The organism is Pseudomonas sp. TE21394 (genome assembly GCF_054057835.1).
Genome location: NZ_JBSRZR010000001.1, coordinates 4,408,517 through 4,434,086, shown reverse-complemented (window position 1 = coordinate 4,434,086; position 25,570 = coordinate 4,408,517). Strand labels below are relative to the sequence as shown.

The window sequence follows — 25,570 nt, the reverse complement described above, 5'->3', positions numbered from 1 at the left end:
CCCGAATGCCCCGACGCCCTACACCTGGCCCAACCGACCCGCTACAATCGCCGCTCTTTCCGATAGTCTCTCCAAGGATCGCCGATGTCCGGCCTTGAACTCATCGCCGCCGTCCTCGGCGTCATCGCTGTCTGGCTCACGGTCAAGCAGAACGCCTGGTGCTGGCCGATCGGCCTGGTCATGGTGCTGATCTATGGCTGGCTGTTCTACGAGGTAAAGCTGTATTCAGGCATGCTGCTGCAACTGGCCTATGCCCTCCTGCAGCTGTATGGCTGGTGGCAATGGAAACGCCCGGGCCATGCTGAAGACGCCCGCCAGGTGTCGCGCCTGCAGCGCCCGGCGCTGCTCACCGGCCTGGCCACCGGGGTGCTGCTGAGCGCCGCGCTGGGCGCTGCCATGGCCAACTGGACCGACGCCGCCCTGCCCTGGCTGGACGCCAGCCTGACCGGCTTCAGCTTGGTCGCGCAATGGTGGATGGCACAAAAACGCCTGCAGTGCTGGCCGCTGTGGGTGGTAGTCGACATCATCTACGTAGGCCAGTACCTGCACCAGCAACTGTACTTCACGGCGGGCTTCTTCGTCGTGCTCACCGTCATTGCCTTGCGCGGCTGGCTGGAATGGCATCGCGACCCGGCACTGGTACAGCCATGAGCGCGGTCCAGGCGATGAAAGTACTGGTGCTGTGCGGCCCGGAATCCAGTGGTAAAAGCTGGCTCAGCGGCGTGATCCAGACGCATTTCGGCGGCGTGGTGGTGGCCGAATACGTGCGCCACTTCATTGACCGGGAATGCCGCGACACCTGCTACGCCGATATTCCCACGATCGCCCGCGGCCAATTGGCGTGGGAAGACCGCGCCCGTGCCAAGGCGCCGCCACTGCTGATTCTGGATACCCACCTGCTCAGCAACATGCTCTGGAGCCAGGCCCTGTTCGGAGATTGCCCGGCATGGCTGGAGCCGGCGTTGCTCGCGCGGAAGTATCACCTGCACCTGTTGCTGAGTCCGCAAGGGGTGGACTGGGTAGCCGATGGCCAACGCAGCCAGCCAGCACTGAGCGATCGCCAGCGCTTTTTCGACGACAGCCTGCACTGGCTGCAGCGGCATCACCAGGCGTACAAGATAATCGAGGGCGATTGGCCGCAGCGCCAGTTGCTGGCTCTGCAAACAGTAGCTAGGCTGATTGATAGCGATGCGCCAGCTAGCCCCACCATGTGTTAAACCGCCGACACAGCGCGGTGGGCCAAGGCTCCCGAAACTGCGGGGGCCTTGCCCGGTTCCGCCGTCAGTGTCAACGTGCTGAAACACCGGCGCAAATCCCTTCCCGCGCAAAGCCTCCCCTTGACCTGGCCGATAGACCCCGCAGTTGCCTGTTTCACGGCTGAGACAGAACACGCCGCAGTTTGCCACGCCCTCGCGCCAACCTGTTGATCCATCACGTTTTCCCAAAAGCGGCACACCTTCTGCTTTCCCGTTCGCATCGCTGCGGGGCCAGCACGCACAGAAGGAGTTGCCGTCGTGAGGAAAACTGACAAAGGCCTTCATCACCTGCTGTTGCTGGGCTGCGTGTTGGGTTCGTTGAGCCTGACCGCGCAGGCAGACAAGGGCATCATCATCATTACCCGAGACGTGCAGACGCGTAACGCGACGGTCCCGCCGCTGATCCCCGATCCGTCCCCCACCACCGTCAATGCCAACCCGTCTGCCCATGTCCTCAGGCAAACCAATGAATTGAGCGATGGCGACTTCGCCAACATCAGCAGCGGCGCCGGCATCAGCAACATGATCACCCAGCAGACCAACCATCTCGGCGGCAACCTCGGCAATCAGACGCAACTGCCCAACCTGTCCGGCGGGCGTGGCACAGGCTCCGGCAATGGTATTGCCAACATGGTCAACTCCAGCGTGCAGCGTGGCCTCGCCCCGCTGCAGATCCTGACCGGGGGAGGCAAGTGACATGAAGTCCTCCCTGCTGGTCCTGGCCACACTGTGCAGTGCCTCGGCGCTCGCCCAATCGCCAGTCCCCGTGATCAACCACGCTGACATCGACAGCTCCGGTAGCCGCTACCAGGGCAACCTCTCGGTCAACCAGGCCGCAGGTGACCAGCAACAGCAGGCGAATGCGCGCGCCATTGCCGTCGGGCCTGAAGCACACGCCAGCACCCAGATACGACAACGGCTGGGTACCCCCGCCAACCCGGCAATGGATGCCGGCGCGGCTATCCAGGGCAACGCCTTCAGCAACGGCAGCGGTGCCCTCGGGGTCAACCAGAGCGCCGGCGCCAATACCCAGCAAGCGAACGCACTGAGCATCAGCATCGGTGCCCAGCCGCAAAGCATCGATGACAGCGTCCTCCTGCAGCAGAACGTGGCGCTGCTCAACAGCTCCGGTCCAATTGACACGCCAACTGGCCATCGCCAGGTCACCACCAGTGACCAGGCCTTCACCGGTAGCCGTGGCGTGATCCAGTTGAACCAGAGTGCCGGGGTGGGAAACCGCATGGCCAACACCCTGAGCATCCGGGTCGCGGATTGACCCGTTCAGTCAAGAACGACACTTAACCTGATAACGTACGGAGAATCACCATGAAACCCTCGATGGCAATCAAGCCTCTGGTTTTCGCAATTGCTGCGGTCATGGCTGTTGCTGTACAAGCTGAACAGAACGGCCGGAGTGGCGGGCACCACAACGGTCACCACAATAACGGGCAGCACACGCCTCCTCCCACCAGGATCCCTGTGTTTGCCACTGCCAACGCCATTGACAGCCAGCGCAGCACCGGCAACACCATCACCAACCAAGGCACCATCAACGAAGCCGAGATGAGCAGCTCGGCCACCGGTGCCAGCGGCAACGTGGGGGTCAACGTGGCAGCCGGTAACGGTAACCAGCAGGATAATGCCGCGGCCATTGCCAACGCATCGTCCGAGTCCAGCCTGGATAACAGCTTCGTGTTCGGTACCGCCGAAGCCACCGCTGACGTTCGCCAGTTCAGCAACAACAACCGCGTCGACAACTGGTCCACGCAGAACTCGGCAGTGATGACCGGCTCGGCCGATGGCGCAGAGGGCAACGTCGGCGTCAACATCGCCGGTGGCGACCTGAACCAGCAGAAGAACACCATGGCCATCGCCAACACGGGTGCTCCGCTGGGCAATGCCACTGCCACCGCCTCGGCCGAGCAGAACGGCCCGGGGCTGGTGGTCAACAACGGCGCCGACCGCACCTACCGCGTGGACACGCTGACCTTCACCACCAGCAAGAGTGGTTCCAGCTCGCGTGAGGGCACGTTCAACTCGACCGACGACCGCAGTGCTTCCTCGAGCTTCAGCGTGGCCGGCTCGCAAAGCGCCAGCTCCAGCGGCTCCAATGGCTGGAGCTCCAGTGGCTCGAGCAGCACCAACGCCAGCGGGTCGCACAGCGCCACTGCCAGCGGCTCCAACAGCTGGAACGCCAGTGGCTCGATGGCCGGCAACGCCAGTTCGTCGAGCAGTTCCAGCCTGAGCGCCACCCTGGCCGCTGCAGCTGATGCTACCCGTACCCTGAGCACCGATGACGGCCGCCGCGAGCGCACCCGCACCGACAGCTTCGATGCCTCGCTCAATGCCTCGCTCAACGTGGACGTCGACCGCTCGCAGGAAAGCGCCTATGACGCATCGTTCGAGAAGGCATTCGATTCGTCGTACGACAAGACTCGGCAATCGAGCTACGAGAAGTCTCGCGACTCTTCGTATGAAAAGGCCCACGAGTCGTCGTATGCCAATGCATCGGAATCGGCGTTTGAAAAGTCTGGCGAGAAGTCGTCGCAATCTTCGAACGACGTGTCGAAGAGCTACAGCGAAAGCAGTGCCTACGACTTGAGCAATACCGTGTCCTTCCAAGTGCTGACCCCGACCGGCTGGGCCAACCCTGTCACCAACACTGCAACCCTTAGCGGTTCGGTGAATGGCGGCAGCGGCAACCTGGGCGTGAACGTGGCGGCTGGGGTGGGCAACCAGCAAAGCAACTCGCTGGCCATTTCCAACACCTCGTTCTGATCGCTGTGCTTGAGGCCCCCTTCGGGGGGCCTTTCCAGAAGACGAAGGGAAGGCATCCGATCATGCGTATTATCGCCTTGGCGTGTCTGCTGTGCCTGGCCAGCGTGAGCGAGGCTGCACAAATGCCGCTGTCCGTCCTGCCGGGCGGCGCGGTGGTATTCAAACCCGTCCAGAGTGTGCGCGAGCGCAAGTTTGCCGACCTGGTGCAACAGAAAACCGACTTCAGCTGCGGCGCCGCCGCCCTGGCCACCATCCTGCGCCAGGCTTACTGGCTGGATGTGGACGAGCAACAGATCATCGAAGGCATGCTGGCCCACGCCGACCAGGACCTGGTGCGCACGCAAGGCTTCTCGATGCTCGACATGAAACGCTACGTGGAAAGCCTCGGCATGCGTGCCCGCGGCTACCGGGTGGCGCCCGAGACCCTGCACAGCGTGCGCATCCCGGTCGTGGTACTGATGGATGTACGCGGCTACAAACACTTCGTGGTCATGCAGAAAGTCGACAAGGGCTGGGTGTATGTCGGTGACCCGGTGCTGGGCCACAAACGCTACAAGGTCGACGATTTTCTCAAAGGCTGGAACGGCATCATCTTCGCCGTGATCGGCCAAGGCTACGACAAGAACAACGTCTTGCTCGACCCGCCCCTGCCACTGACCGCCAAGGGCCGGGTGAACGACTTCACCCCGGTGCAGGATGCCGAGCTGCTGGACTTCGGTTTCATCAAGAGCGATTTCTTCTAACGACTCGTCGAACGACAAGGGGCATGGACGCTCCGGGGAGCAAGCATGAGGAATCCACTGTGGCTGGCCATGGCGTGCCTGGCAGCCAGCCTGCCCATCCAGGCCGAAACCTTCAGGCCCGTCGAACTGAAGGACCATGAGCTGGCGAGTTTGCGTGGCCGTTATGTGATGCCGGGGCGCATCGTCAGTTTCGGCATCGTCATGACCAGCACCTGGCAGAATGCCCATGGCGACGTGATCGGCGCGACCAGCACCCTGCAGGTACAGCAGTCGACCATCAAGCCGCAATTCTATGTGTCGATGATCGACGAACAAGGCGGCGGCACGGCGTCAGCCGGGGCCCCTGCTGCCGGCAATGGTACCGTGACGGGTGGTGCCGGGCTTGCCACCACCGAGGGTGTCACCCAGGTGGTCCGCGCGGCGGGCGACAACAATACCGCCTACAACAACGTCGACATCAATGTGACCAAGGCCAGCCAGGCGCCCACCGCGCAACCGCAGGGCCAGGCGCTGGGCACCGGCCAGACGCTGACCGGCGAAAACGGCGCAGGTGCGCTTAGCGTTTCCGCCAGCGGTATGGGTGTGCAGTTCACCATCAACGCCAGCAATAACCAGGGTAGCAGCATGCAGCGCCTGGCCCAGGGCGGCCTGATGCAGAACTCGACGCTGCTGGGCAGCGGCAACCGCGTCAACAACATCACCTCACTCAACGTGGTCATGCGCGAAAGCGTGCCGACAGCGGCTTCGCTGAACGGCAGCCTCGACCAGCTGAAAGGTCTTCGTACTTTTGGATATTGATCTACGCTCAGTTCCATCAAAAGTAGTCGGCAGGGACGGCAATTCCATGCACCGATCGTTAACGCTCAGAGCTTTTGTATGTTTGACCAGCCTGGCCCCGGCCACCTTCCTCTATGCAGCTGCCGACCCAGAGGTCGAGGCCCTCAAGCAGGAACTTATCGAATTGAAGCGCCGCTACGAAGCCCAGCAGCAAGCGCTGATGGTGCTGGAGCAGCGCGTGCGCCAGGTTGAGGAAACCCCTGCAGCGCCCCCGCCAAAACGCCTTGTCAAATCCCCTGCCGAAGGGGTCAAAGGCGGGCAAACCGTCGCCTCCGGCGCGCCGGGTACCACCGGCAGTTCGTACGGCCAGGCGCTGACGGCCGATTCCGAGCCGGCGCAGAGTGTATCCAACCTGTATGACGAGGCCAGCGGCTTTTTTGGCGGTGGCAAGTTCAGCTTCGAAACCGGTCTTACCTATACCCACTACGACACCCGGGCGCTGGTGCTCAACGGTTTCCTGGCGCTAGACTCGATTTTCCTGGGCAGTATCAACCTCGACCGGATCAAGGCCGACAACTGGACCCTGGACATGACAGCGCGCTACAACCTGGACCAACGTTGGCAGTTTGATATCAACGTCCCGGTGGTCTACCGCCAGTCCACCTACTCCTCCGGTGGTGCGGGTGGTGCCGGGGCGAGCACTTCGGATGAAACCGTGACGCGCGACCCGGAAATCGGCGATATCAACGTCGGCATCGCCTACAAGTTCCTCGACGAAGACGAGACCTGGCCCGATGCCGTGGCAACCCTGCGCATCAAGGCCCCGACCGGCAAGGACCCGTATGGCATCAAGCTGCGCGAAGTGCCCGGCAACGACAACCTGTCGGTACCCGAGAGCCTGCCGACCGGCAACGGCGTCTGGGCGATCACCCCGGGCATCTCGCTGGTCAAGACCTTCGACCCCGCCGTGCTGTTCGGCAGCCTGTCCTACACCTACAACATGCAAGACTCGTTCAGCGACATCAGCCCGCAGGGTCAACAGCAAAGTCCCGGGTGACGTAAAGCTGGGCAACTCGTGGCAGATCGGCGGCGGTATCGCCTTTGCCCTCAACGAGAAGATGAGCATGTCGTTCTCGGTGTCCGACCAGTTCGCCAGCAAGAGCAAGATCAAACCGGATGGCGGCGACTGGCAGTCGATCTCCAACAGCGACTACAACGCCGCCAACTTCAACATCGGCATGACCTTCGCCGCCACCGACAATCTGACCATCGTGCCCAACCTGTCCATCGGTCTGACCGACGATGCGCCAGACTTTTCCTTCAGCCTGAAATTCCCCTACTACTTCTGATACTTGCCATTGTCCGGGCCCGTGCGCGCGGCCCGGACTTTGGTTACCAGCCGTGTAGCGAAACGTGTTCCCTGGCCCAGGCTGTTATCATCCAGCACAGATGTATGACGTTTTGATGGCAAAAGGGAATTTTTTGTGAAGAACCTGTCAGACCACCTACCTACCCGGCTTGCCGCACTGGCAACCCTGGTCCTGGTGATCCCACTGGGTACGCGCGCCATGCTGGGTTGGTCCAACCCGCTCGGTTACCTGTCCGACATGGCCCTCGGCAGCCTGCTGGTATTGCTGCTGCACCGCCGGCCCTGGTGGCTGGCCTTACCCGTGCTGCTGGCATGGGCCGCCTTGTGGGTGGCCTCGGCTGAACTGGTGAGCGCGGTAGGCAGGTTGCCTACCAGCGCCGACCTGGCCTACCTGGCCGACCCGCAGTTCATGGAGAATTCGACTGGCGGTGGCCTGGCCCATGCCTGGCTGCCCTGGGCGCTGGGCATCGGCCTGCTGGCCTGGCTGGCCAGCACCTGGGGCCACCGCAACCAACCCAGCCAGCCGCTGCCACGCAAAGCCTGGGCCATTCCGCTGCTGCTGATCGCTGGCCATTGGGGCAGCCAACACCTGGCGCCTGCCGACGCCGAGCAATGGCGGCTGTACAACCTCCCCCATCAACTGATGTCGGCCGCCGCCGGCGATCTGCAGCGCCACGTCGAGGGCTGGACGGGCCAGACCCAAACCTTCACGCCGCTGGCCAGCAGTGGCCTGACCCAATCCGACCTGCATGGCCAACGCCTGCTCGCCGGGCCGGGCACGGCCCGCAACCTGCTGCTAATCACCGTGGAAGGTATACCCGGTGCCTACCTGCGGCCTAACCGCCAGGCCCTGCATAGCCGCTTCGACACAGAGCTGATGCCCAGGCTCAGCCAGTGGGCCGAACGCGGCATGAACACCCCGGACTACGTGCTGCATACCCATCAGACCATCCGTGGCCTCTATGCCATGCTTTGTGGTGACTACGACAAGCTGGCCAACGGCACGCCCAAGGGGGTCGAGCTGCTGACCCAGAACGAACGCAACCAGGCCTGCCTGCCGGCGCAGCTGCGCCAGGCCGGCTTCACCACTCACTACCTGCAGGGGGCCGGCCTGCGTTTCATGGCCAAGGACCGCATCATGCCGCACATCGGCTTTGATGCAGTGCATGGCGTTGAATGGTTCCGCAACAGCAACTACCTGGAGTTTCCCTGGGGCAAGGACGACCGTGCCTTCTTCGAAGGTGCGCTGGGCTATGTCGACCAGTTGCAGAAACAGGACAAGCCCTGGATGCTGACCCTGCTCACCGTGGGCACCCACCAGCCGTACTCGGCACCTGACAAATACCTCGAGCGCTACGACACACCGAAACAGGCGGCCGTCGCCTACCTCGATGACGCGCTGGGTGCCTTCCTCGACAGCCTCGAGCGCCAAGGCGTGCTCAAGGATACCCTGGTGGTGATCACCTCCGATGAATCCCATGGCATCGATGGCGTGCGCCTGGCCTCGTCGTGGGGCTTCAACCTCACCCTGGCGCCTGATCAGGCGCAGTTGCCACGGATCAAGCGTGGCACCTACGGCCATGTCGACCTGGCGACCTCGCTGCTGGACTACTTTGCCCTGCCCATTCCCATGGCGCTGGGTGGGCGCTCGCTGTACCGCGACTATGACAGCGGTCGCGAAATGATCTCGTACACCAACAGCATGCTGCGCTATCACGACGGCCAAGGTGTGTTCACCGAATGTGACTTCCAGCAGCGCTGCCGGCGTTATGCCAGCGAGGGTTTCATCGCCGACCGGGCACGCTACCTTGGCCCGGGCGACAGCCTGATCGGCCAGCAGATCGCAGCGCTGGCCGGGGTGCTCGACCAATCCCTGCAACACACACCGCTGAACCTGCGCTACCAGTTCGGTGGCCCATCGCCGATCCGCCTGCGCAAGCGTATCCAGGATGACTGGGCTGACAACCTGATCGGTGCGCAGTACCTGGAAATGCCCGAGGGCACGCACACCCGCGTGCGGGTCAAGGTACGCTCGCTGGACCCAAAGCGCGCCGCCTATATCCAGCTCAAGGCCAAGCAGTCGGAACAGGACGTCCCGCTGGGCTTGCCTGAGCAGATGAAAGTCACCGCCGATGAGCCATTGGAAATGGAGTTCGGCTTTGACAACCCGACCGCGCGCAAGGCGTTTTCCTTCCACTTGCTGGGCTATGGCGGTGGCCAGGTGGAAGTGAGCGACTTCAGCGTGGTTACTGCGCTGCCCGGCGAAGATGACGTCACGGAGGAAATGGCCGACGGGCATATTGCCCATTCGGGATGACTGACGATGCCGCTCATCGGGCTGCCAGTATTGCCTGTCGATTCTGGCCACCGGTGCTCGACCAGTGTGTGAACCCCTAGAGCGGAGACAGCACCATGAGCACCAGCGAAAGCAGGCACCCGGTGGTTTCCCGCAGCCAGTGGCTGGCGGCCCGCCAGCAGCTGTGGCTGCACGAAAAGGCCTTTACCCACCACCGCGACGCGCTGGCCGCAGCGCGTCGCGCCTTGCCCTGGGTAAAGGTCGAGCAGGACTATCGCTTCCAAGGGCCCGATGGCGAACTGGACCTGGCTGGACTGTTTGCCGGTCGCAGCCAGCTGTTGGTCTACCACTTCATGTTCGCAGAGGGCTGGACCGAAGGCTGCCCCGGCTGCTCGTTCCTCGCCGACCATTTTGATGGCGCCAACCTGCACCTGGCGCACCATGACGTGTCGCTGGTAGCAGTGTCGCGGGCACCGTATGCGCAATTCCAGGCGTTCCGCCAGCGCATGGGCTGGCGTTTTGCCTGGTATTCAGCACACGGCAGCAGCTTCAACGAAGACTTCGGGGTGAGTGTTGGCCGCGAAGGCCAGCGCCAGTACAACTACGCGCCGTATGACGGTGAGGAAAGCGAGTTGCCCGGGCTGAGCGCGTTCTACCGGGAGCCGGATGGCAGTGTGTACCACACCTACTCCACCTATGCGCGCGGGCTGGATATCCTGGTCAATACCTACAACTTCCTCGACATCGCGCCACTGGGGCGCAACGAAGGCGGGACCATGGACTGGGTACGGCACCATGACCGCTATCAAGGGCAGGCAGAGCCAGGCCATTGCTGCCACGAATGACCCAAGCCGAGCGCAGCGCTGGTAGGAGCGGCCTTGCGCGACACGAGGTCGCCCCTACAAGCTGTCACATCACGCGCGCACGCCCAGCATGCCGCGCTCGACGATGAAATCGATCACCGCCTGCAGCCCCTCGCCCTTCTTGAGGTTACTGAAGGTCCACGGCCGCTGCGGGCGCATGCGCTGGGTATCGCGCGCCATCACCTCCAGCGAGGCGCCCACATAAGGCGCCAGGTCGGTCTTGTTGATGACCAGGAAGTCCGACTTGGTGATCCCGGGGCCACCCTTGCGCGGTATCTTCTCGCCCTCAGCCACGTCGATCACGTAGATGGTCAGGTCGGCCAGCTCCGGGCTGAACGTGGCGCTGAGGTTGTCACCGCCACTTTCGACGAAAATCACCTCCAGGTTGCCAAACCTGCGCGCCAGTGCTTCGACCGCCGCCAGGTTCATCGAGGCGTCCTCACGTATCGCCGTGTGCGGGCAGCCGCCGGTTTCCACGCCGACAATGCGCTCCGGCTCGAGGGCACCGGCTTCGGTAAGGATGCGCTGGTCTTCCTTGGTGTAGATGTCGTTGGTCACTACCGCGATCTGGTAGTGGTCACGCATGGCCTTGCACAAGGCCTCGAGCAATGCGGTCTTGCCGGAGCCGACCGGGCCGCCGACACCGACGCGCAGGGGTTGTTGATAGCTTTGCATGCAGGCAGTCCTCAAGAGCGGAACAAACGGGTGTATTGGGTTTCGTGACGCGACGAGGCAATCGCCAACATCGGCAAGCCACTGCCGAGCTGGTCATCGCCCAGGGCCAAGGCCTGGTCAAGGGCGGCCGGCAAGCCTGCGCCCAGTTCGCGTAGCAAGGTCTGGGCAGCCTGCTGGCCGAACGGCACCAGCTTGACCCCGGCCATTACCGCGCCCTCCAACCAGGCAAAGGCATGGCCCAAGGCCAATTGGCGCAGCGGGATTGCCCAGTGCGCGGCCAGCCAGGCCATGCCGCCCAGCTGGGTAAGCTCAAGGCTGGCACGCCAGGCTGGATCCTGGCCCAGCTGCCAGCCGTCGAGCAGCCGTGCCAACGCCGCACCGCGTTGCTGTTCTTCCAGGCGCAGCTCGGCGGTTTCGCGGTTGGCCAGCAGGAACCGGCTCCAGTGGCCGAAGGCCAGGGCGTCCTCGGCCTGGCAGGCGCGATACAGGCGGGCCAGTACCGGCCAGTCGAGGCCGGCCAGGGTGTCGTCGATCTGTTCACGCTGCCATGCGGCGAAACCGTCCACGCCGCGGACCCAACCCGCCTCGACCGCCCACTCCAGGCCTTGCGAGTAGGTGAAGCCGCCCACCGGCAAGCCCGGGCTGGCCAGCTGCAGCAGGCGCAGCAACGCCAGGTCGCTGTCCATCAACCGGCCAGTACCAGTGCGGCGCCGGCCAGCAGGCCACCGCCAAAGGCTTTCTGCAAGCCGCTGTGGCGGCGCAACAGGCAACCGACGGCAAAGCCGACCGCCAGCAGCAACCCGCTGACGGCGACAAAGCCGGCGCTGAACTGCCAGAACGCGCTTGGCGTCGCTTCCACGCCATGGGCCCAGCCATGGAACAGGGCGAACACCGGCATGGCCATGGCCAGCAGCAGTTGCCGAGCGGGTAGCAACACGGCCGCTGCAGCCACCAGCAGCGACACGGCGATCAGGGTTTCCATGCCCAATACGTCGCCGAACAGATGACCACACAGCGCACCGCCGAACATGGCCACCAGGGTAGCTGCAGGCAGCGCCAGGCTGCGCCGGGTCAACGCGGCAAGTACGCCGGTGCCGAGCAACATCAGCAGGTGGTCAAGACCGGTCAGCGGGTGCAGCAAGCCATCCTGCAGCGGCTGGCTGTCGTGGCCCGGGTGGGCGAAAGCCGGCAGCGCCAGCATCAGCAGAAACAGGGCGAACGTCTTTTTCATTGGTTGCTCCAGGCAGTTCAGGAATGGGCGGGCAAGCGCACGAACGGGTGATCGTGCGCATGACCATGGCTATGGCCATGACTATGGTTATGCGATGCGCTCTGATAGGCCCCCGCCTCCGGCTCGAACGGCGCTTGCTCGGCCTCCACCGTCAGGCCCAGGCCACGCAGCATGTCGTCGAGCACATGGTCGTGCTGGAAGCGCAACAGGCCGGGTTCGATCTGCAACGGCACATGGCGGTTGCCCAGGTGATAGGCAGCGCGCGCCAGCAGGTGCGGGTCGGCGCAGCGCACCGTGGACACAGCCTCCGGCGCCGCCAGCACGCGGATCAGCTGGGTGCCCTCGGCGTCGCCCAGCAGTTCGCCGCCGCGTAGCAGGTGGCCGCGCTCAAGCATCAGCCCGGCTTCGCGGCCATCATCGAGGGTTACCCGCAGGCGGCTCTTGATCCGGCTGTCCACATCAAGGGTGACGCTGCCGGTTTCGCCGTGCGTGCCGGGGTCGTTGATTCGGCGGGTCAAGACAATCATCGTTCCTCCTTCAGAACAGGAAATAGCGCTGGGCCAGCGGCAGTTCGCGGGCCGGCTCGCACACCAGCAGTTCGCCATCGGCACGCACCTGGTAGGTCTGCGCGTCGACTTCGATCAGCGGTTGCAGGGTGTTGTGGAGCATGTCGGGCTTGCGCACCCGACGGCAGCCCTGCGCCACGCCGATCAGGCTGCGCAGGTTGAGTTGCTCGGCCAGGCCGCGGTCCATCGCCGCCTGCGGCAGGAAGGTCATGCGCGTGGCATGCCGCGCCGCGCCCAGGGCGCCGAACATCGGCCGGTAGTGCACCGGTTGTGGCGTGGGAATGGAGCCGTTGATGTCGCCCATGGGGGCGGTGACGATCATCCCACCCTTGATCACCAGCGCCGGCTTGACCGCAAAGAATGCCGGCGACCACAGCACCAGGTCGGCCAGCTTGCCCGCTTCCACCGAGCCCACTTCATGGCCGATGCCATGGGTCAGCGCCGGGTTGATGGTGTACTTGGCGATGTAGCGCTTGACCCGGAAGTTATCGCTGTAGCTGGTGTCCGGCGCCAGTGGCCCACGGCGTAGCTTCATCTGGTGGGCGACCTGCCAGGTACGCAGCACCACCTCGCCCACCCTGCCCATGGCCTGTGAGTCGGAGGACGTCATGGCAAAGGCGCCCATGTCGTGCAGGATGTCTTCTGCGGCAATGGTCTCGCGGCGGATGCGCGACTCGGCAAAGGCCACGTCCTCGGCGATGCTCGGGTCCAGGTGGTGGCAGACCATGAGCATGTCCAGGTGCTCGTCCACGGTATTGACCGTGTACGGCAGGGTCGGGTTGGTCGAGGACGGCAACACGTTGGCCTGCCCCGCCGCGCGGATGATGTCCGGCGCATGCCCGCCGCCAGCCCCTTCGGTGTGGAAGGTATGGATGGTGCGTTCGCCGATCGCCACCAGGGTGTCTTCGATGCAGCCGGATTCGTTCAGTGTGTCGGTGTGAATCGCCACCTGGATGTCCATTTCCTCGGCAACCCCCAGGCAGCAGTCGATGGCCGCCGGTGTCGAGCCCCAGTCTTCGTGCAGTTTCAGGCCCACGGCGCCGGCGGCTATCTGCTCGCGCAGCGCTTCGGGCCGCGAAGCATTGCCCTTGCCGAGCAAGCCGATGTTGATCGGCAGGCTGTCGGCGGCCTGGAGCATGCGCGCCAGGTACCAGGGGCCGGGGGTACAAGTGGTGGCGTTGGTGCCGGTGGCTGGGCCGGTGCCACCGCCAATGAAGGTGGTCACGCCGCTGTTCAGCGCCTCGTCCACTTGCTGCGGGCAGATGAAGTGGATATGTGAATCGACGCCGCCTGCGGTGACGATCTTGCCTTCGGCCGCGATCACCTCGGTACCCGGCCCCACCGGCACAGTGACGCCCGGCTGCACATCGGGGTTGCCAGCCTTGCCGATCACCGCGATGCGCCCGCGCTTGATACCGATATCGGCTTTGACGATACCCCAGTGGTCAATGATCAGGGCGTTGGTCAGCACCAGGTCCATGGCCTCGGCAGCCAGCATCTGGCCCTGCCCCATGCCGTCGCGGATGACCTTGCCGCCACCGAACTTGACCTCTTCGCCATAGACCGTGAAATCCTGCTCGACCTCGACCCACAGCGCGGTGTCGGCCAGGCGCACGCGGTCGCCCACGGTGGGGCCGAACATGTCGGCATAGGCCCGGCGTGAAATACGGCTCATGCCTTGCCCTCCAGCGCACCCATCACCTTGCCCTGGAAACCATATACCTCGCGCTTGCCGGCGTAGGCCACCAGTTGCACGGTGCGCGCCTGCCCCGGCTCGAAGCGCACCGCGGTGCCGGCGGCAATGTCCAGGCGAAAGCCCAGGGTCGGCGCGCGGTCGAACACCAGCGCCTGGTTGACTTCATAAAAGTGATAGTGCGAGCCGACCTGCACCGGCCGGTCGCCATGGTTGGCCACGCTGACGCTGACCGTCGCGCGGCCGCTGTTCAGCTCGATGTCGCCGTCGGCGACCTGGATTTCACCTGGGATCATGCAGGGCTCCTTGGCTATTTCAGACGATGGGGTCATGCACGGTCACCAGCTTGGTGCCATCCGGGAAGGTCGCTTCGACCTGCACGTCGTGGAGCATTTCGGCAATGCCCGGCATCACCTGCTCACGGGTCAGCACTTCGCGCCCCAGGCTCATCAGTTCGGCTACGCTGCGGCCATCGCGAGCGCCTTCGAGCACTGCGGCACTGATCAGCGCTACCGCTTCCGGGTAGTTGAGCTTCAAGCCACGGGCCAGGCGCCGCTCCGCCAGCAACGCGGCGGTAAACAGCAGCAGTTTGTCTTTCTCTCTCGGGGTAAGCTCCATGGCGCTCTCTCAGGTGGCCCAGATACGCGGGGGGCAGGCAGGCAGGCCAAGGACAGCCGGGCGCAGCACATGCCACAGGCGTTGCAGGGTGCGTTGCAGGTGTTGGTTGTCATGGTCGAGCAGACGTATCACCAGCAACGACCCGAGCAGGGTCGCGCCGGCCGGGTTGCCCAGTTGTTCGAGCAGCGGGCGAACCTGCCCCAGGACGGCCTGGTCGGCAGGTGCAGCGCAAAAGGTGGCCAGCAGCGGGTGCCCGCCAAGCTTCTCCAGGCGCCCGCCTTCGACACGCAGGCGCTCGTGCAGGCCCACTTCGTCGGGCAGTTCGATGTGCAGGCGGCTGTCGACGGCACCTTGGTCAAAACGCTCGCTCATCACCGGGCGCCCCAGACATAGGGTTTCCCAGGCCAGCAGGCGTGCCCCCGGCTCGAGGGTGAAACGGCTGTCGAGGCTGGCGCGGGCGCCGGAGAAGAATATGCTGTCCTGCGGCAGCCACTCCAGGGTGCTGCCGGCGGCCAGGTGAAAGCGCTGTGCCAGCCGCGCGGTCGGGCCGATGCTGCGGTAGAACTTGCTCGCGCCGGGCATGGTCAGCAGCGCGTGGCTGCCCGGCTCCAGCTGGATGTCCAGTTCCAGGCGGTCGCCGCCGACGATGCCGCCGGGTGGGTGCAGCACGTAGACATGGCACGGCGCACCTTCCGGATAGAAAGGCCGCTGCACCAGAAGAGGTCCGGAATGCCGCCACGCACCAAGGCGGGTCACCGTGTCGCGCCTGACGAAGCGCAACTGCAGGTAGGCGCTCCAGCCAGTGTCGTCTAGTGTTTGTTCGATCTGCTCCGCGAGCGACATCCTGCGGCCCCTGAAATCCGTGGCCTGCTGGCCGTTTAGAGGGTCAGGCATGCACGCCTGGGGCGCGCGCGGCCTGACCACTCGATCAAATTCGCAGGCTGGATATAGCAGGTTGTGGGCCAACTTCGCAGGTGAACGAAGATGAAACATCCGTGCCAGCTGATCGGGTTTCGGGCATACGGGGGGGTTGGCGCACAAAGCAGGGGCGTGATCGGGCCCTGTTCAGGTGCTCAGTAGTCGAAGCGGTCCACCGCGCGCCGACGCTCGTTGTCATCACGCCGGTCATAGATGGCCGTGGTCTGGATATTGGCGTGGTGCGCGAGTTTCTGCGCAATCGACAGGTCGTGCTCTTCGATCACCCGGGTAATGAATGCCCGGCGGAAGTCATGTGGCATGATCTTCACCCCTACCTGGGCACCGCGCTGGCGTGCGATGTAATAGATGGCGTGCTTGGTGATACGCGCCCGGGTGATGTGGCTGCCACGGCGGATGCGGTTGAACAGGAACGGGTCGTCCTCGGCGCCTGCCGGCAGGTCCTGGCGGCGCAGGTCGAGCCACGCCTGCAACTTCTCGAACGCCCATGGCGGCGCGTACTTGATCAGTTGGCGGTTGCCCTTGCCCAGCACCTGCAGGCTACGCGCCTCGAAATCGACCTGGCCGAGATCGATGTCCACCGATTCGGACTTGCGCATGCCGGTACCGTAAAGCAGGGCAATGATCGCCGCATCCCGTACGCCCTGTGGCCGGGGGTCGGCCGCGCATACATCCATCAGCTCGCGAATCAGGCTACGCCGCAGGTTGCGCCCCGGTGGCAGGCGGCTGCCACTGTCCGGCTTGACCTCGCGAATGCGCAACAACTGTTCATGTTCGATCAGCCCCTGACGCCAGGCTTCGTTCACCACCCCGCGAATGGCATTGACGTACAGCGACGAGCTGTTGGGCGCGTAACCATCGGCGCGCAGCGCCGCGACCAGGGCGATCACATGGCCAGGCTCGAGCCGGTGCCAGGGCACGTCAACGATATTGCAGTCGACAAAACCCAGTCGATCGGCAGCGTCCTGAAGAATGTAGCGCATGGTTTGCTGGCTGGATGGGGCCAGGCGGGCCATGTACTGCAGCAGCGGGTTTTTCGAGAGATCGGACAAAACGTGAATCCTGTAACGAAGCGTTGGCAACGGCGGACCGCACCAGCCCCTGAAGCAAGCCAAAACGACAGACATAGAAGACGACATGATAGTGCCGCAGGCAACTCATCATCACTCTGAGACAATGCCATCACCTTGATATGAAAGGGGTTTGCAGCTGGCACGGATCGTGATCTTACCCCAAATGCAGCCTCCTGACCGAACCAACCGGGATGCCCAAGCGATGCATGCGGGCTAACCAGCACTCAGCTGCTCGGCCACTGGCCACCATCCCGGGAACATCTGCTGAACCCGGGGCTCGGCGAAACGTTCGTCGATCAGCACCAGCACGCCTCGGTCCTGGTCACCGCGGATAACCCGGCCCGCTGCCTGAATGACCTTGCGTACACCCGGGTAGAGGTAGGCGTAATCGAAGCCCGCACCGAACTGCCGGCCCAGGCGCTGCTTGAACTGTTCATTGACTGGGTTTACCTGCGGCAGCCCGAGCGTGGCGACGAACGCGCCGATCAGCCGCGTGCCGGGCAAGTCCACGCCCTCACCGAAGGCACCACCCAGGACGGCAAAACCGACGCCACGGCCATCCGCCACAAAGCGGTCGAGAAAGCCCTGGCGGGCGGCTTCGTCCATACCGGGCTCCTGGCGCCACCAGGGAATCCTCGCATGCTGCTCGGCCAGCAGTGTGGCCACCTGCTGCAGGTACTCGAAACTGCTGAAGAACGCCAGGTAGTTACCGGGCATCCGCGCATACTGTTCGGCAATCAGCGCGACGATCGGCGCCAGCGAGGCCTGGCGTTGCTGGTAGCGGGTGGACACCTGGCTGGCGATACGGACTTGCAGCTGTTCGGCGCGGAACGGCGCCGCCACCTCCAGCCAGGCGGTATTTGCCGGCATGCCCAGCAGGTCGCTGTAGAAATGCCGCGGGCTCAGCGTGGCGGAAAACAGCGTCACGCTGCGCGCCGCCTGCATGCGCGGGGCCAGCAGGCGCGCCGGGTTGACGTTGCGCAGGCTCAGGCTGGCCAGCCGCCGCTTGCGCGGCCCCTGGCGCTGGCTGATGTCGAACAGGAAATGCTCGTCGAACAGTTCGGCGACCCGGCTGAACTGCAAGGCCTGGTAGAAGAACTGCAGTACTTGCGGGTCGATTTGCCCAGGCGCCTGGTTCATCTGCTCCTGGATCAGCCCGATGCACTGCTGCAGTGCGCGCAACAGCCCATCCGGCAGCGCGTCGCTGGCCTGGTAAGGCGCCCGCTGCTCCTTGTATAGCGCGTTCCACTGCCGGTTCAAGCGGTCCAGCGCACTGACCAGCCCAGGCGGCTTGCTCTGACGCAGTGCCAGCAACTGAGCCTGGTCGAGGCTGGCGCTGTACATGCCACGCCCGCGCTCGACCAGGTTGTGCGCCTCGTCCACCAGCACCGCTACGCGCCACTGGTTGGCCTGGGTCAGGCCGAACAGCAAGGCGTGGGCATCGAAATAATAGTTGTAGTCCGCTACCAGCACGTCGACCCAGCGCGCCATTTCCTGGCCCAGGTAGTACGGGCACACCTGGTGCGCCAGGGCCACGTCACGCAGCTGTGCGCGGTCGAGCAGCGGCAACGCGGCCGCTGCTTCGCGCGCGGCGGGCAGGCGATCGTAGAAGCCCGCCGCCAACGGGCAGGACTCGCCGTGGCAGGCCTTTTCCGGGTATTCGCAGGCCTTGTCGCGGGCGATCAGTTCCAGCGTGCGCAGGGCCGGTTGCGGCGTGGCCTCGGTGATCTGCTGCATGGCATCGAGGGCCAGGGCCCGGCCTGGCGTCTTGGCCGTGAGGAAGAACAGCTTGTCCAGTTGCTGCGGCGCCATGGCCTTGAGCAGCGGGAACAAGGTGCCGAGGGTCTTGCCGATGCCGGTGCTGGCCTGGGCCATCAGGCAACGGCCAGTGCTCACCGCCTTGTACAGGGTTTCTGCCAATTGGCGCTGCCCCTGGCGAAACGCCGGATACGGGAAGCCGAGCGCCTGCAGGCCCTGGTTACGCTCGGCCAGGCGCTGCTCCTGCCGGTGTGCCCAAACCAGGAAGCGTTGGCACTGGGTTTCGAAGAAGGCTTGCAGTTCGGCGGCGGTGCAGTGCTCGCTGACCAGCGTCTGGCCGTCGGTGTCCACGTCCAGGTATACCAGTGCCACCTCGATGGCCGACAGTTGCCGTGCCTGGCACATCAACCAGCCGTAGACCTTGGCCTGTGCCCAGTGCAACTGGCGATGGTTGGCCGGCTGGCGCGCCAGGTCGCCTCGGTGGGTCTTGATCTCTTCGAGGCGATTGCAGGCAGGGTCATAACCATCGGCGCGGCCACGCACCTTCAGGGTTTCGAAGTGCCCTTCCAGGGCGATTTCCGACTCGTAGCCCGCAGCGCGCCGTGCCACGACTCGCCGATGCCCCTCGATCCCCTCCTGGGCGGTGGGCGATGGTGTGAAGCGCAGGTCCAGGTCGCCGACCTTGGCGCTGAATTCGCACAGGGCGCGCACCGCCACGCTGTAACTCACGGCGTATCGCTCCAGCGCACATGGCATACCGCGACAGGCAGGCCGTGCGCCCGGCAGAACGCCAGCCAGCGCAGCTGGTTGTCCTGCAGGCGGTCGCCGGGGCCCTTGACCTCGACCATGCGATAGCGGCCCTCCCCGGGCCAGAACTGGATCAGGTCGGGCATGCCGGCGCGGTTGTTGCGGATGTCCTGCAACAGGCGCAGGAAACACTGCTTCAGATGCACCGCGGGCAGGCAGGCCAGCGCCTGTTCAAGCAGCGCCTCGCTGAGCATGGACCAGAACACGAAGGGCGATTGCAAGCCTTGCTTGGCGGCGTAGCAGTCGAGAATGGCCTGGTGATGGCTACCGTCGTCAAGCCGCCCCAGGCAACGTTCGAACAGTGTGCTGCGCCGTAGCTGGAAGTCGCTGTCATGCAGGTCCTGGGGCGCAGCCTGGAACGGGTGGAAGAACGCGCCAGGCACCGGGGCGAAGATCGCCTCCCAGCAGAGCAGGCCGAACAGGCTGTTGAACAGCGTGTTCTCCACGTAATGCACCGGTCCACCGTCCTCGGCCAGGTGCTGGCGCACGGCCTCCTCCACCCCCAGTGCGGCGTGTTCGCGTGGTAGTTCCAGCTCGATAAGTTCAAGGGCAGCCTCACGCCGGCGTGGCTGTGGCGGGCCGCCGAGCTTGCGTGCCAGGCGTGGCAACATGCGCTCCAGCGCCTGCACTTCCAGTGCGTTGGCCGGTGTCGCCGCCATGTGCAGCGCCAGGGCATGCGCCTCGGACCACTGCTCGCTGCGCTCCAGCACCCGCACCTGGCGGATGCGCGCCTGGGCATGCTGGCATTGCGCGTAGACAGCCATGGCCTGCACCCAGTCGCCCTGGCGCTCGCACTGCTGGCCCAGGGCGAATTGCAGGCGCGCATGACGCCGGGCCAGCCACGGGTTGTCGCTGTGCAGGCCGTGCAAGGCGGTGAGGATCGCCCCCGGGTCGTCGCCCTGCTCCAGACGCTCTGCGCACTGGTGCAAGGCCATGGCCAGGTCGACTTCGGCGCGTTTCTGCAAGGCTCGCGAATCGTTGCTGAATGGCACCTGCTCATAGCGCAACAAGCCCAGGTCGGCGAGGACGAAGTCAGACCAGTCCTGGTGAAGGTTGCCGAAAAACAGCAGGCGCATGCGGTCACACAAGGGCTGCTGGCACCACTGCAGGATGCGCACGCCACTGTCGGGGAACCACTCGGTCAGTGCCCGGGCTTGCAGGCCCAGCGGTTGCAGCTGTGCCAGCAGTTCATGCTTGGCGGCACGCGGACGGCTCAGGTACCGGGCAAAACAGCGGGCAAGTTCGTCCTTGCGCAACAGGGTGAACAGCTGTTCCAGCGCCAGTTGCCCGGGCTCCTGCACCCAGCCGAGGGCCAGCAACGGCTGCAGCGCCTGCCCGGTGTCGCCGATTTCGGCGTAGTCGAGGCGGTCGCTGCGAAACAGCTCGCCCTTGCGCATGACCATGCGCACCATGAGGGCCTGCGCCGGGACAGCCAGCTGGCTGAAGGCGCGGATGAAACCCAGGTCCTGATCGTCGAGCAGGTCTGCGTAGCGTTGTTCTACCCACTGCATTACCTGGCGGAAGTTGTGCAGGTAGTAGAACGGGTCATCGACGGAATGGGCGATCACTGGGCTGGGTCAGGCGGCTGGAATGGATACTGGTTATACATACAGATCAACTGGCTGACAAGTGCCGCAGGTCGTGCCGCGGTCAACCCTCGGCGCGGCAGCTGCGCAGCGCCCGGCGTTGTTCCATCACTGCTCCCGCGCCCCTCGACCGACCGTCCCGGCGGGCCGCCCGCAGCGCAATTCCAACGCCTGGGCCAGGCGTTCCACGGCCTGTTGCAGGACCTCCGCCTGCTCGCCAACCCATACCATTGCCAGGTACTGCTGATACCGCCCCTGCAGGCTGAACTGCCCGCCCGCAAGCGCATGCAGTGCCGAGCCAGTCAACGCCGCGACAATGTTTTCCCAGACCAGCGGCTGGCGAAAACGCACCCAGAGTGCCTGCCCGCCCTCGGGCATTTCCAGCACCACGCGCTGGCCGAATTGCAGCTCCAGCGCACGCGCCAGGCATTGCGCGCGTCGTTGCAGGTCCGTTCGCAAGCGGACCAGTTGCGCCTCGACCTCACCCCTGCCCAGCATCTGCGCAAGCGCCTGCAGGCGCAGTGGCGCAAGCCGGAACCCGCGCTCGGCGAACGCCCCGGCCAGCACGGCCCCCTGCCCCAGAACATAGGCATAGGGGGCCTCGGCCCCTATGACAGCCTCGAACGCCCCCATTACCAGCAACCAGCGCGGGTCGGCCCAGTCACGCAGGCGCCTGGTCGGGGGCCCGCAGTAGCAGTGGTCACTGTCCAGATCGTTTTCCAGCAGCCACACCGGGTGGCGGGCCAACAGCTCGCCCAGCTGCTGCTGGCAGTGTGGCGTGACCAGACGCCCCTGAGGCATGCCAAGGCACGACGGCATGACCACCATGCCCACTGGTTCGCTTTCCAGCAGCCGGGCCAAGGTACGCAGGTCCGGGTTACCGCGCGGGTCTGCCGGCACTTCCAGCACGCGCATGCCGGTGCGTTCCAGGGCCCGCAGCACTTGCGGACAGCAGGGCGAATGGACGAGCACGGTCTCCCCCTGCAAGGCCAGCGCTGCCAGCAATGTTTCCAGCAGCGCGGGAACATCAGGGGCCAGTTGTACGTCCTCGGCACGCCAGTACTGGCCGGAGGAACGGGTGTAACGCGCTGCCAGCGCATTGCGCAGACGGACGCTGCCGAGTTCTGCCCAGCCCGCGGCACTGTGCGCACGCTGGCGCGCCAGGCGCCGTTCATGGCTGAACAGGGCACGTTCGAGCGTTGGCTGCGCCGGCAATGGCGCCTGGTGGGGCATGGCCGCAGCTGCACGTGTCGCAGCACCTTGTATGTAGTAACCCGATCTCGGCAGGCATTGTACCCGGCCCTCCTCCTCCAGCAGGTTGTAGGCGCTCTGCACGGTGGCCAGCGATACCCTCAGCCGGCGCGACAGCGCGCGCAGCGACGGTAAACGGCATGTGCCCGCCGCCGGCGCCTCGTCGATCAGCGCTATCAGGTAGCGGTACACCTTGCGATAGGCAAACTCGCCGCGAACAGCCCGCGCCATCAGGGTTGCCCCGCCACATCACGCCACCGCCCTGCCGCGCAGCGCGGCACCCAGCGCAGGTGGATATCGCGCTGCGCCAGGTTGCTCATCAGGCGCCAGGCCGTCAGGCGCAAACGCCCGCCATAGATCGCCCGCAGCTGCCCCAGCGACAGGCCGCTGGTGTTGACCAGCCAGTCCTTGACCGCCTCCGGGCAGCTTTTACCCTGCAGGGCCCGGTGCAGATAGGGCAACGCCACCAGCATGTCGGCATGCCGACACTGCAGGAACCGCTCGAGGTTCCTCCCCTGCCTGGCGAACGGCCTGAACAGTACGCACACCAGTTGGGTCTGGTTGATACCGTAGGCTTTGCCAAACTGCACCGGCTGCACATCGCCGTGGCGATTGTCGCCAGCCTTGCCAGCCAGGCTTAGGGCAGGTCGATCGGCCTGTGGTTCCAGGCTGTAGTCGTACAGTTCATGCAATTGCACCAACGCCGACGGTTCGATGAACGCCGCCAGCGGCCAGGCATCCCGGGCGCCCTCGTCACAACAGCCGAGCATCACGTCGAGCTGTTGCACATCCAGCAGATGGGGTAGCAGGTCGTCGATGGCAAACACCCGCACCGGCGCCTCTTCCGTGACAACGCTTGCGGCAGGTTCGCCCTGCGCGTCCAGCGCCCCGTCGACGGTGCCGTGCAGCCAGCCCAACCCCTGGGCCAGCGTTGCCACGCACTGATGCACCTGCTGCGAACCGTGCGCGCCTGCCAGGCGCAGGCTGCGCCGGGCCCAGGCCAGATACTTGCGCCGCTGCCGCGCGGGGACGGCAGTGACCAGGACGTCGGCAGGCGCCTGGTCCCGCAGTGCAAGGCCCACGGTTTCGGCCAGCTCCAGATGCAGCCGGCTACCCAACAGGGCTTCGGGCGTGGCATCGACCAGGTGGCCAAAGACCAGCATGGCATCCCGCGCTTGCCGCCACCGCTCGCCTGCAGCCGCAGGCCGACAGCTGAACGGCACTACCTCGCGCCCCTCGATCATCTCCAGCCGCACCCGTTGATCATCCTGCATGAACAGGCCACTGAAGCAGCGTTCATGGCCTTCGAGCGTAGCGCGGTCCGCGCTCGGCAAGCTGACCACCAGCACCCGCAACTGGAAGGTGACCGGCGCACGCAGGGCAATGCTCAACTGCGCGGCACGCAGCATGGCCAGTAGCCGCGTACTACGGCGGTCGCTGCCCTGCAGCACCAGCAGGCGGAAGGTGCCGATGTATTCGGGCCCACCTGCTGCAACCAGCAACCGTTGTATCAGCAACTGCAAGGAGGCACGCTGGGCCTGGGACATGTGACTCAGCAAGCGTTCGAGCACCTGCTGGTAGATATAGTGCATTGCCTGGTCGTGAATAGCAGTCACGAAATCACCTCATCAACTTCAAGCTACCCAAGCAAGCCGAACAGTGAATTGCTCGAGCAAATGCCTCGGCGTTTCCAGAAGAAATTTCCTACAACTAAATGGAAGTAATGACGTAACCACTCTCTGTCGCCAAGCCATCGAAAAGAACGCACCAGCACGCCAGTCCACTGCTACCAAATACCGCCCTGGCTCGGGCATAGCCCTGCTCATCCCACGCTCCTTGTGCAAACTATCATCGGGCCATTATCGAGGGATGGAAAGCGAATAGAAGATACAGATCAGGGTATAAAAACCATTCAGAGAAAACGGAAAAACACATTGACCGCAGGAAGGCGATAGTTCAACACAGAAAACCTGGCAAGATATTTCGTTATGCCACGGAGGCCCAGTTTGTAAGTAATCCGGTTCGCTGGTTGCTGTAAGTAATTTCTGTTTTTAATAGTTGACTCATTTTCCAGGGTGCAAAAAAAACCCGGGGCAAAGCCCGGGTTTCCTGACCATTCGAACAACCCTCAGTGCTGCGCCATATCCAGCACCACACGCCCGCCGCACGGGCATTGGTCCATGTAGCGGTGCGCCTCCACCACCTGCTCGAAGGGGTACACCTTGATGATCTGCGGTGTCAGCAACTGGTCGGCCGTGAACTGGTTGATATCGCGCAGGGCACGCTGCAACGCCACTTGGTCCTGGCTGATACCCAGCTCCGGCTTGCCAGTGAAGTTCCCGATGCAATGCACATAGAACTGGATGTTCTTCTGGAACGCCGCGCACGCCGGGAACGGTGTCTGGTTGCCACCTTGCAGGCCATACAGCACCAGGCTGCCACGCGGCGCCAGGACATCGCCCAGCAGCGACATCTGCGGCCCGCCCATGCCGTCGAGGACCATGTCCACGCCACGGCCATCGGTGTACTTGCCAACCTGCAGCAGCAAATCCTGCTCTTCGGTGACGATCACCTTGTCAGCCCCCAGGCCCAGCAGGTATTCACGCTGTTCCGCTTCCTTGGTGGCGGCGAACACTTTCAGCCCGAGAGCCTTGCCCAGTTGCACGAACGCCGGGCCCGCGCAATGGCTGGCGTCGGTGACCAGCGCCGTTTGCCCGGCCTTGGCCCGGGCCAGGTCGACATAGGCGAAATAGGCGATCAGCAGCGGCGTGTAATGCACGCTGGCCTCGATCGGTGTGAGTACATCCGGGTAGCGGGTAATGGCGGTACGTGGCAGTACGATTACGTCGCCATAAACCGGGTGCTGGTTGGCACTGGTGGCCGGGAAACTCGCCACCCGGTCGCCAACCACGATGTCCTCGACACCTTCGCCAACCGCAGTCACCACCCCGGCCATTTCGTGGCCGATGCCTGCCGGCAGGCGTGCCTGGGAGGGGGCCAGGTTCTGCCGCCAGAGCACGTCATACCAGCTGACGCCAACCGCTTCGACGCGGATTTGCACCTCGTCGACAGCGGGTGACGGTTCGGCCTGCTCCTCGCAACGGAGCACATCGGCAGCACCGAACTTGTGGAACCGGATCATGCGGGACATCGCATACCTCGCCTTTGTGAACCTCTAATTACCCTGAACTCTATCCGGGCTTTACCGGTTAGACCATCAGTGGTCATTAATAGTCGACATGCTTGTCATCGATTGGGCACCAGACTTTCCTTGCGATTGGCCCCCGTAAACCC

General features: G+C 64.4%; 23 protein-coding genes and 1 pseudogene. 10 read left to right on the top strand and 14 right to left on the bottom strand.

What is annotated here, in order from left to right:
* Nucleotides 1–84: 84 nt before the first annotated feature.
* The 10 genes and pseudogenes from pnuC (at nt 85) to ACVWZT_RS20340 (ending at nt 10,064) form a co-directional block, all read left to right on the top strand.
* Entirely contained in the window at nt 85–651 is a 567-nt protein-coding gene (pnuC, locus tag ACVWZT_RS20385; protein WP_457471036.1) for a nicotinamide riboside transporter PnuC, read from the top strand.
* Nucleotides 648–1,217, top strand: a complete 570-nt coding sequence (locus tag ACVWZT_RS20380; RefSeq protein ID WP_457471035.1) for an AAA family ATPase — start codon at nt 648–650, stop codon at nt 1,215–1,217. Before pnuC ends, ACVWZT_RS20380 begins: the two co-directional genes overlap by 4 nt.
* A 297-nt stretch (nt 1,218–1,514) precedes the next feature.
* Nucleotides 1,515–1,952 (top strand): hypothetical protein, encoded by a 438-nt coding sequence (locus ACVWZT_RS20375; RefSeq protein WP_296232910.1) that lies wholly within the window; start codon nt 1,515–1,517, stop codon nt 1,950–1,952.
* Nucleotide 1,953: 1 nt separating this feature from the next.
* A complete protein-coding gene (locus tag ACVWZT_RS20370) occupies nt 1,954–2,532 on the top strand; it encodes an adhesin (RefSeq protein WP_457471033.1) in 579 nt (192 codons plus the stop codon).
* Nucleotides 2,533–2,582: 50 nt separating this feature from the next.
* Nucleotides 2,583–4,034 (top strand): heme utilization protein, encoded by a 1,452-nt coding sequence (locus ACVWZT_RS20365; protein WP_457471031.1) that lies wholly within the window; start codon nt 2,583–2,585, stop codon nt 4,032–4,034.
* Between the two features lie 62 nt (nt 4,035–4,096).
* Entirely contained in the window at nt 4,097–4,777 is a 681-nt protein-coding gene (locus tag ACVWZT_RS20360) for a C39 family peptidase (RefSeq protein WP_296232913.1), read from the top strand.
* Nucleotides 4,778–4,822: 45 nt separating this feature from the next.
* Nucleotides 4,823–5,575 carry a hypothetical protein gene (locus tag ACVWZT_RS20355; RefSeq protein WP_457471029.1) on the top strand — a complete coding sequence of 251 codons (753 nt, stop codon included), beginning with the start codon at nt 4,823–4,825 and terminating at the stop codon, nt 5,573–5,575.
* A gap of 46 nt (nt 5,576–5,621) precedes the next feature.
* Nucleotides 5,622–6,903, top strand: a pseudogene (locus tag ACVWZT_RS20350) (hypothetical protein).
* Nucleotides 6,904–7,038: 135 nt separating this feature from the next.
* Nucleotides 7,039–9,240, top strand: coding sequence for an LTA synthase family protein (locus tag ACVWZT_RS20345; protein WP_457471028.1), 2,202 nt, complete (start codon nt 7,039–7,041; stop codon nt 9,238–9,240).
* A gap of 95 nt (nt 9,241–9,335) precedes the next feature.
* Nucleotides 9,336–10,064, top strand: coding sequence for a DUF899 domain-containing protein (locus ACVWZT_RS20340; protein WP_457471026.1), 729 nt, complete (start codon nt 9,336–9,338; stop codon nt 10,062–10,064).
* 69 nt (nt 10,065–10,133) lie between these two features.
* On the opposite strand, the gene ureG is transcribed toward ACVWZT_RS20340, so the two are convergent.
* The 14 genes from ureG to ACVWZT_RS20270 all read right to left on the bottom strand — a co-directional run bounded on the left by ureG (nt 10,134) and on the right by ACVWZT_RS20270 (nt 25,427).
* Nucleotides 10,134–10,757, bottom strand: a complete 624-nt coding sequence (gene ureG / locus ACVWZT_RS20335; protein WP_296232919.1) for an urease accessory protein UreG — start codon at nt 10,755–10,757, stop codon at nt 10,134–10,136.
* 11 nt (nt 10,758–10,768) lie between these two features.
* Entirely contained in the window at nt 10,769–11,443 is a 675-nt protein-coding gene (locus ACVWZT_RS20330) for an urease accessory protein UreF (RefSeq protein WP_296232920.1), read from the bottom strand.
* Entirely contained in the window at nt 11,443–11,988 is a 546-nt protein-coding gene (locus ACVWZT_RS20325; RefSeq protein WP_296232921.1) for a HupE/UreJ family protein, read from the bottom strand. Before ACVWZT_RS20325 ends, ACVWZT_RS20330 begins: the two co-directional genes overlap by 1 nt.
* A gap of 17 nt (nt 11,989–12,005) precedes the next feature.
* Nucleotides 12,006–12,515, bottom strand: a complete 510-nt coding sequence (gene ureE, locus ACVWZT_RS20320; RefSeq protein WP_296232922.1) for an urease accessory protein UreE — start codon at nt 12,513–12,515, stop codon at nt 12,006–12,008.
* 10 nt (nt 12,516–12,525) lie between these two features.
* Nucleotides 12,526–14,229: an urease subunit alpha gene (ureC, locus tag ACVWZT_RS20315; protein WP_457471023.1), complete on the bottom strand. Its 1,704-nt coding sequence runs from the start codon at nt 14,227–14,229 to the stop codon at nt 12,526–12,528.
* Nucleotides 14,226–14,543 (bottom strand): urease subunit beta, encoded by a 318-nt coding sequence (locus ACVWZT_RS20310; RefSeq protein ID WP_457471021.1) that lies wholly within the window; start codon nt 14,541–14,543, stop codon nt 14,226–14,228. The genes ureC and ACVWZT_RS20310 overlap by 4 nt, the downstream gene beginning before the upstream one ends.
* A 19-nt stretch (nt 14,544–14,562) precedes the next feature.
* A complete protein-coding gene (locus tag ACVWZT_RS20305; RefSeq protein ID WP_186674355.1) occupies nt 14,563–14,865 on the bottom strand; it encodes an urease subunit gamma in 303 nt (100 codons plus the stop codon).
* A gap of 9 nt (nt 14,866–14,874) precedes the next feature.
* Complete coding sequence (locus tag ACVWZT_RS20300) at nt 14,875–15,708, bottom strand: urease accessory protein UreD (protein ID WP_457471019.1); 834 nt, start codon at nt 15,706–15,708, stop codon at nt 14,875–14,877.
* Nucleotides 15,709–15,938: 230 nt separating this feature from the next.
* Nucleotides 15,939–16,853: a site-specific integrase gene (locus ACVWZT_RS20295; RefSeq protein ID WP_296232926.1), complete on the bottom strand. Its 915-nt coding sequence runs from the start codon at nt 16,851–16,853 to the stop codon at nt 15,939–15,941.
* Nucleotides 16,854–17,087: 234 nt separating this feature from the next.
* Nucleotides 17,088–19,361, bottom strand: coding sequence for an ATP-dependent DNA helicase (locus tag ACVWZT_RS20290; RefSeq protein ID WP_457471017.1), 2,274 nt, complete (start codon nt 19,359–19,361; stop codon nt 17,088–17,090).
* Nucleotides 19,358–21,007 (bottom strand): VRR-NUC domain-containing protein, encoded by a 1,650-nt coding sequence (locus tag ACVWZT_RS20285; RefSeq protein ID WP_296232929.1) that lies wholly within the window; start codon nt 21,005–21,007, stop codon nt 19,358–19,360. Before ACVWZT_RS20285 ends, ACVWZT_RS20290 begins: the two co-directional genes overlap by 4 nt.
* A 126-nt stretch (nt 21,008–21,133) precedes the next feature.
* Nucleotides 21,134–22,507, bottom strand: coding sequence for a GntR family transcriptional regulator (locus ACVWZT_RS20280; RefSeq protein ID WP_457471015.1), 1,374 nt, complete (start codon nt 22,505–22,507; stop codon nt 21,134–21,136).
* Nucleotides 22,507–23,892: a hypothetical protein gene (locus ACVWZT_RS20275; protein WP_457471014.1), complete on the bottom strand. Its 1,386-nt coding sequence runs from the start codon at nt 23,890–23,892 to the stop codon at nt 22,507–22,509. The genes ACVWZT_RS20280 and ACVWZT_RS20275 overlap by 1 nt, the downstream gene beginning before the upstream one ends.
* 512 nt (nt 23,893–24,404) lie before the next feature.
* Nucleotides 24,405–25,427, bottom strand: coding sequence for a zinc-dependent alcohol dehydrogenase family protein (locus ACVWZT_RS20270; RefSeq protein ID WP_296232934.1), 1,023 nt, complete (start codon nt 25,425–25,427; stop codon nt 24,405–24,407).
* Nucleotides 25,428–25,570: the final 143 nt, after the last annotated feature.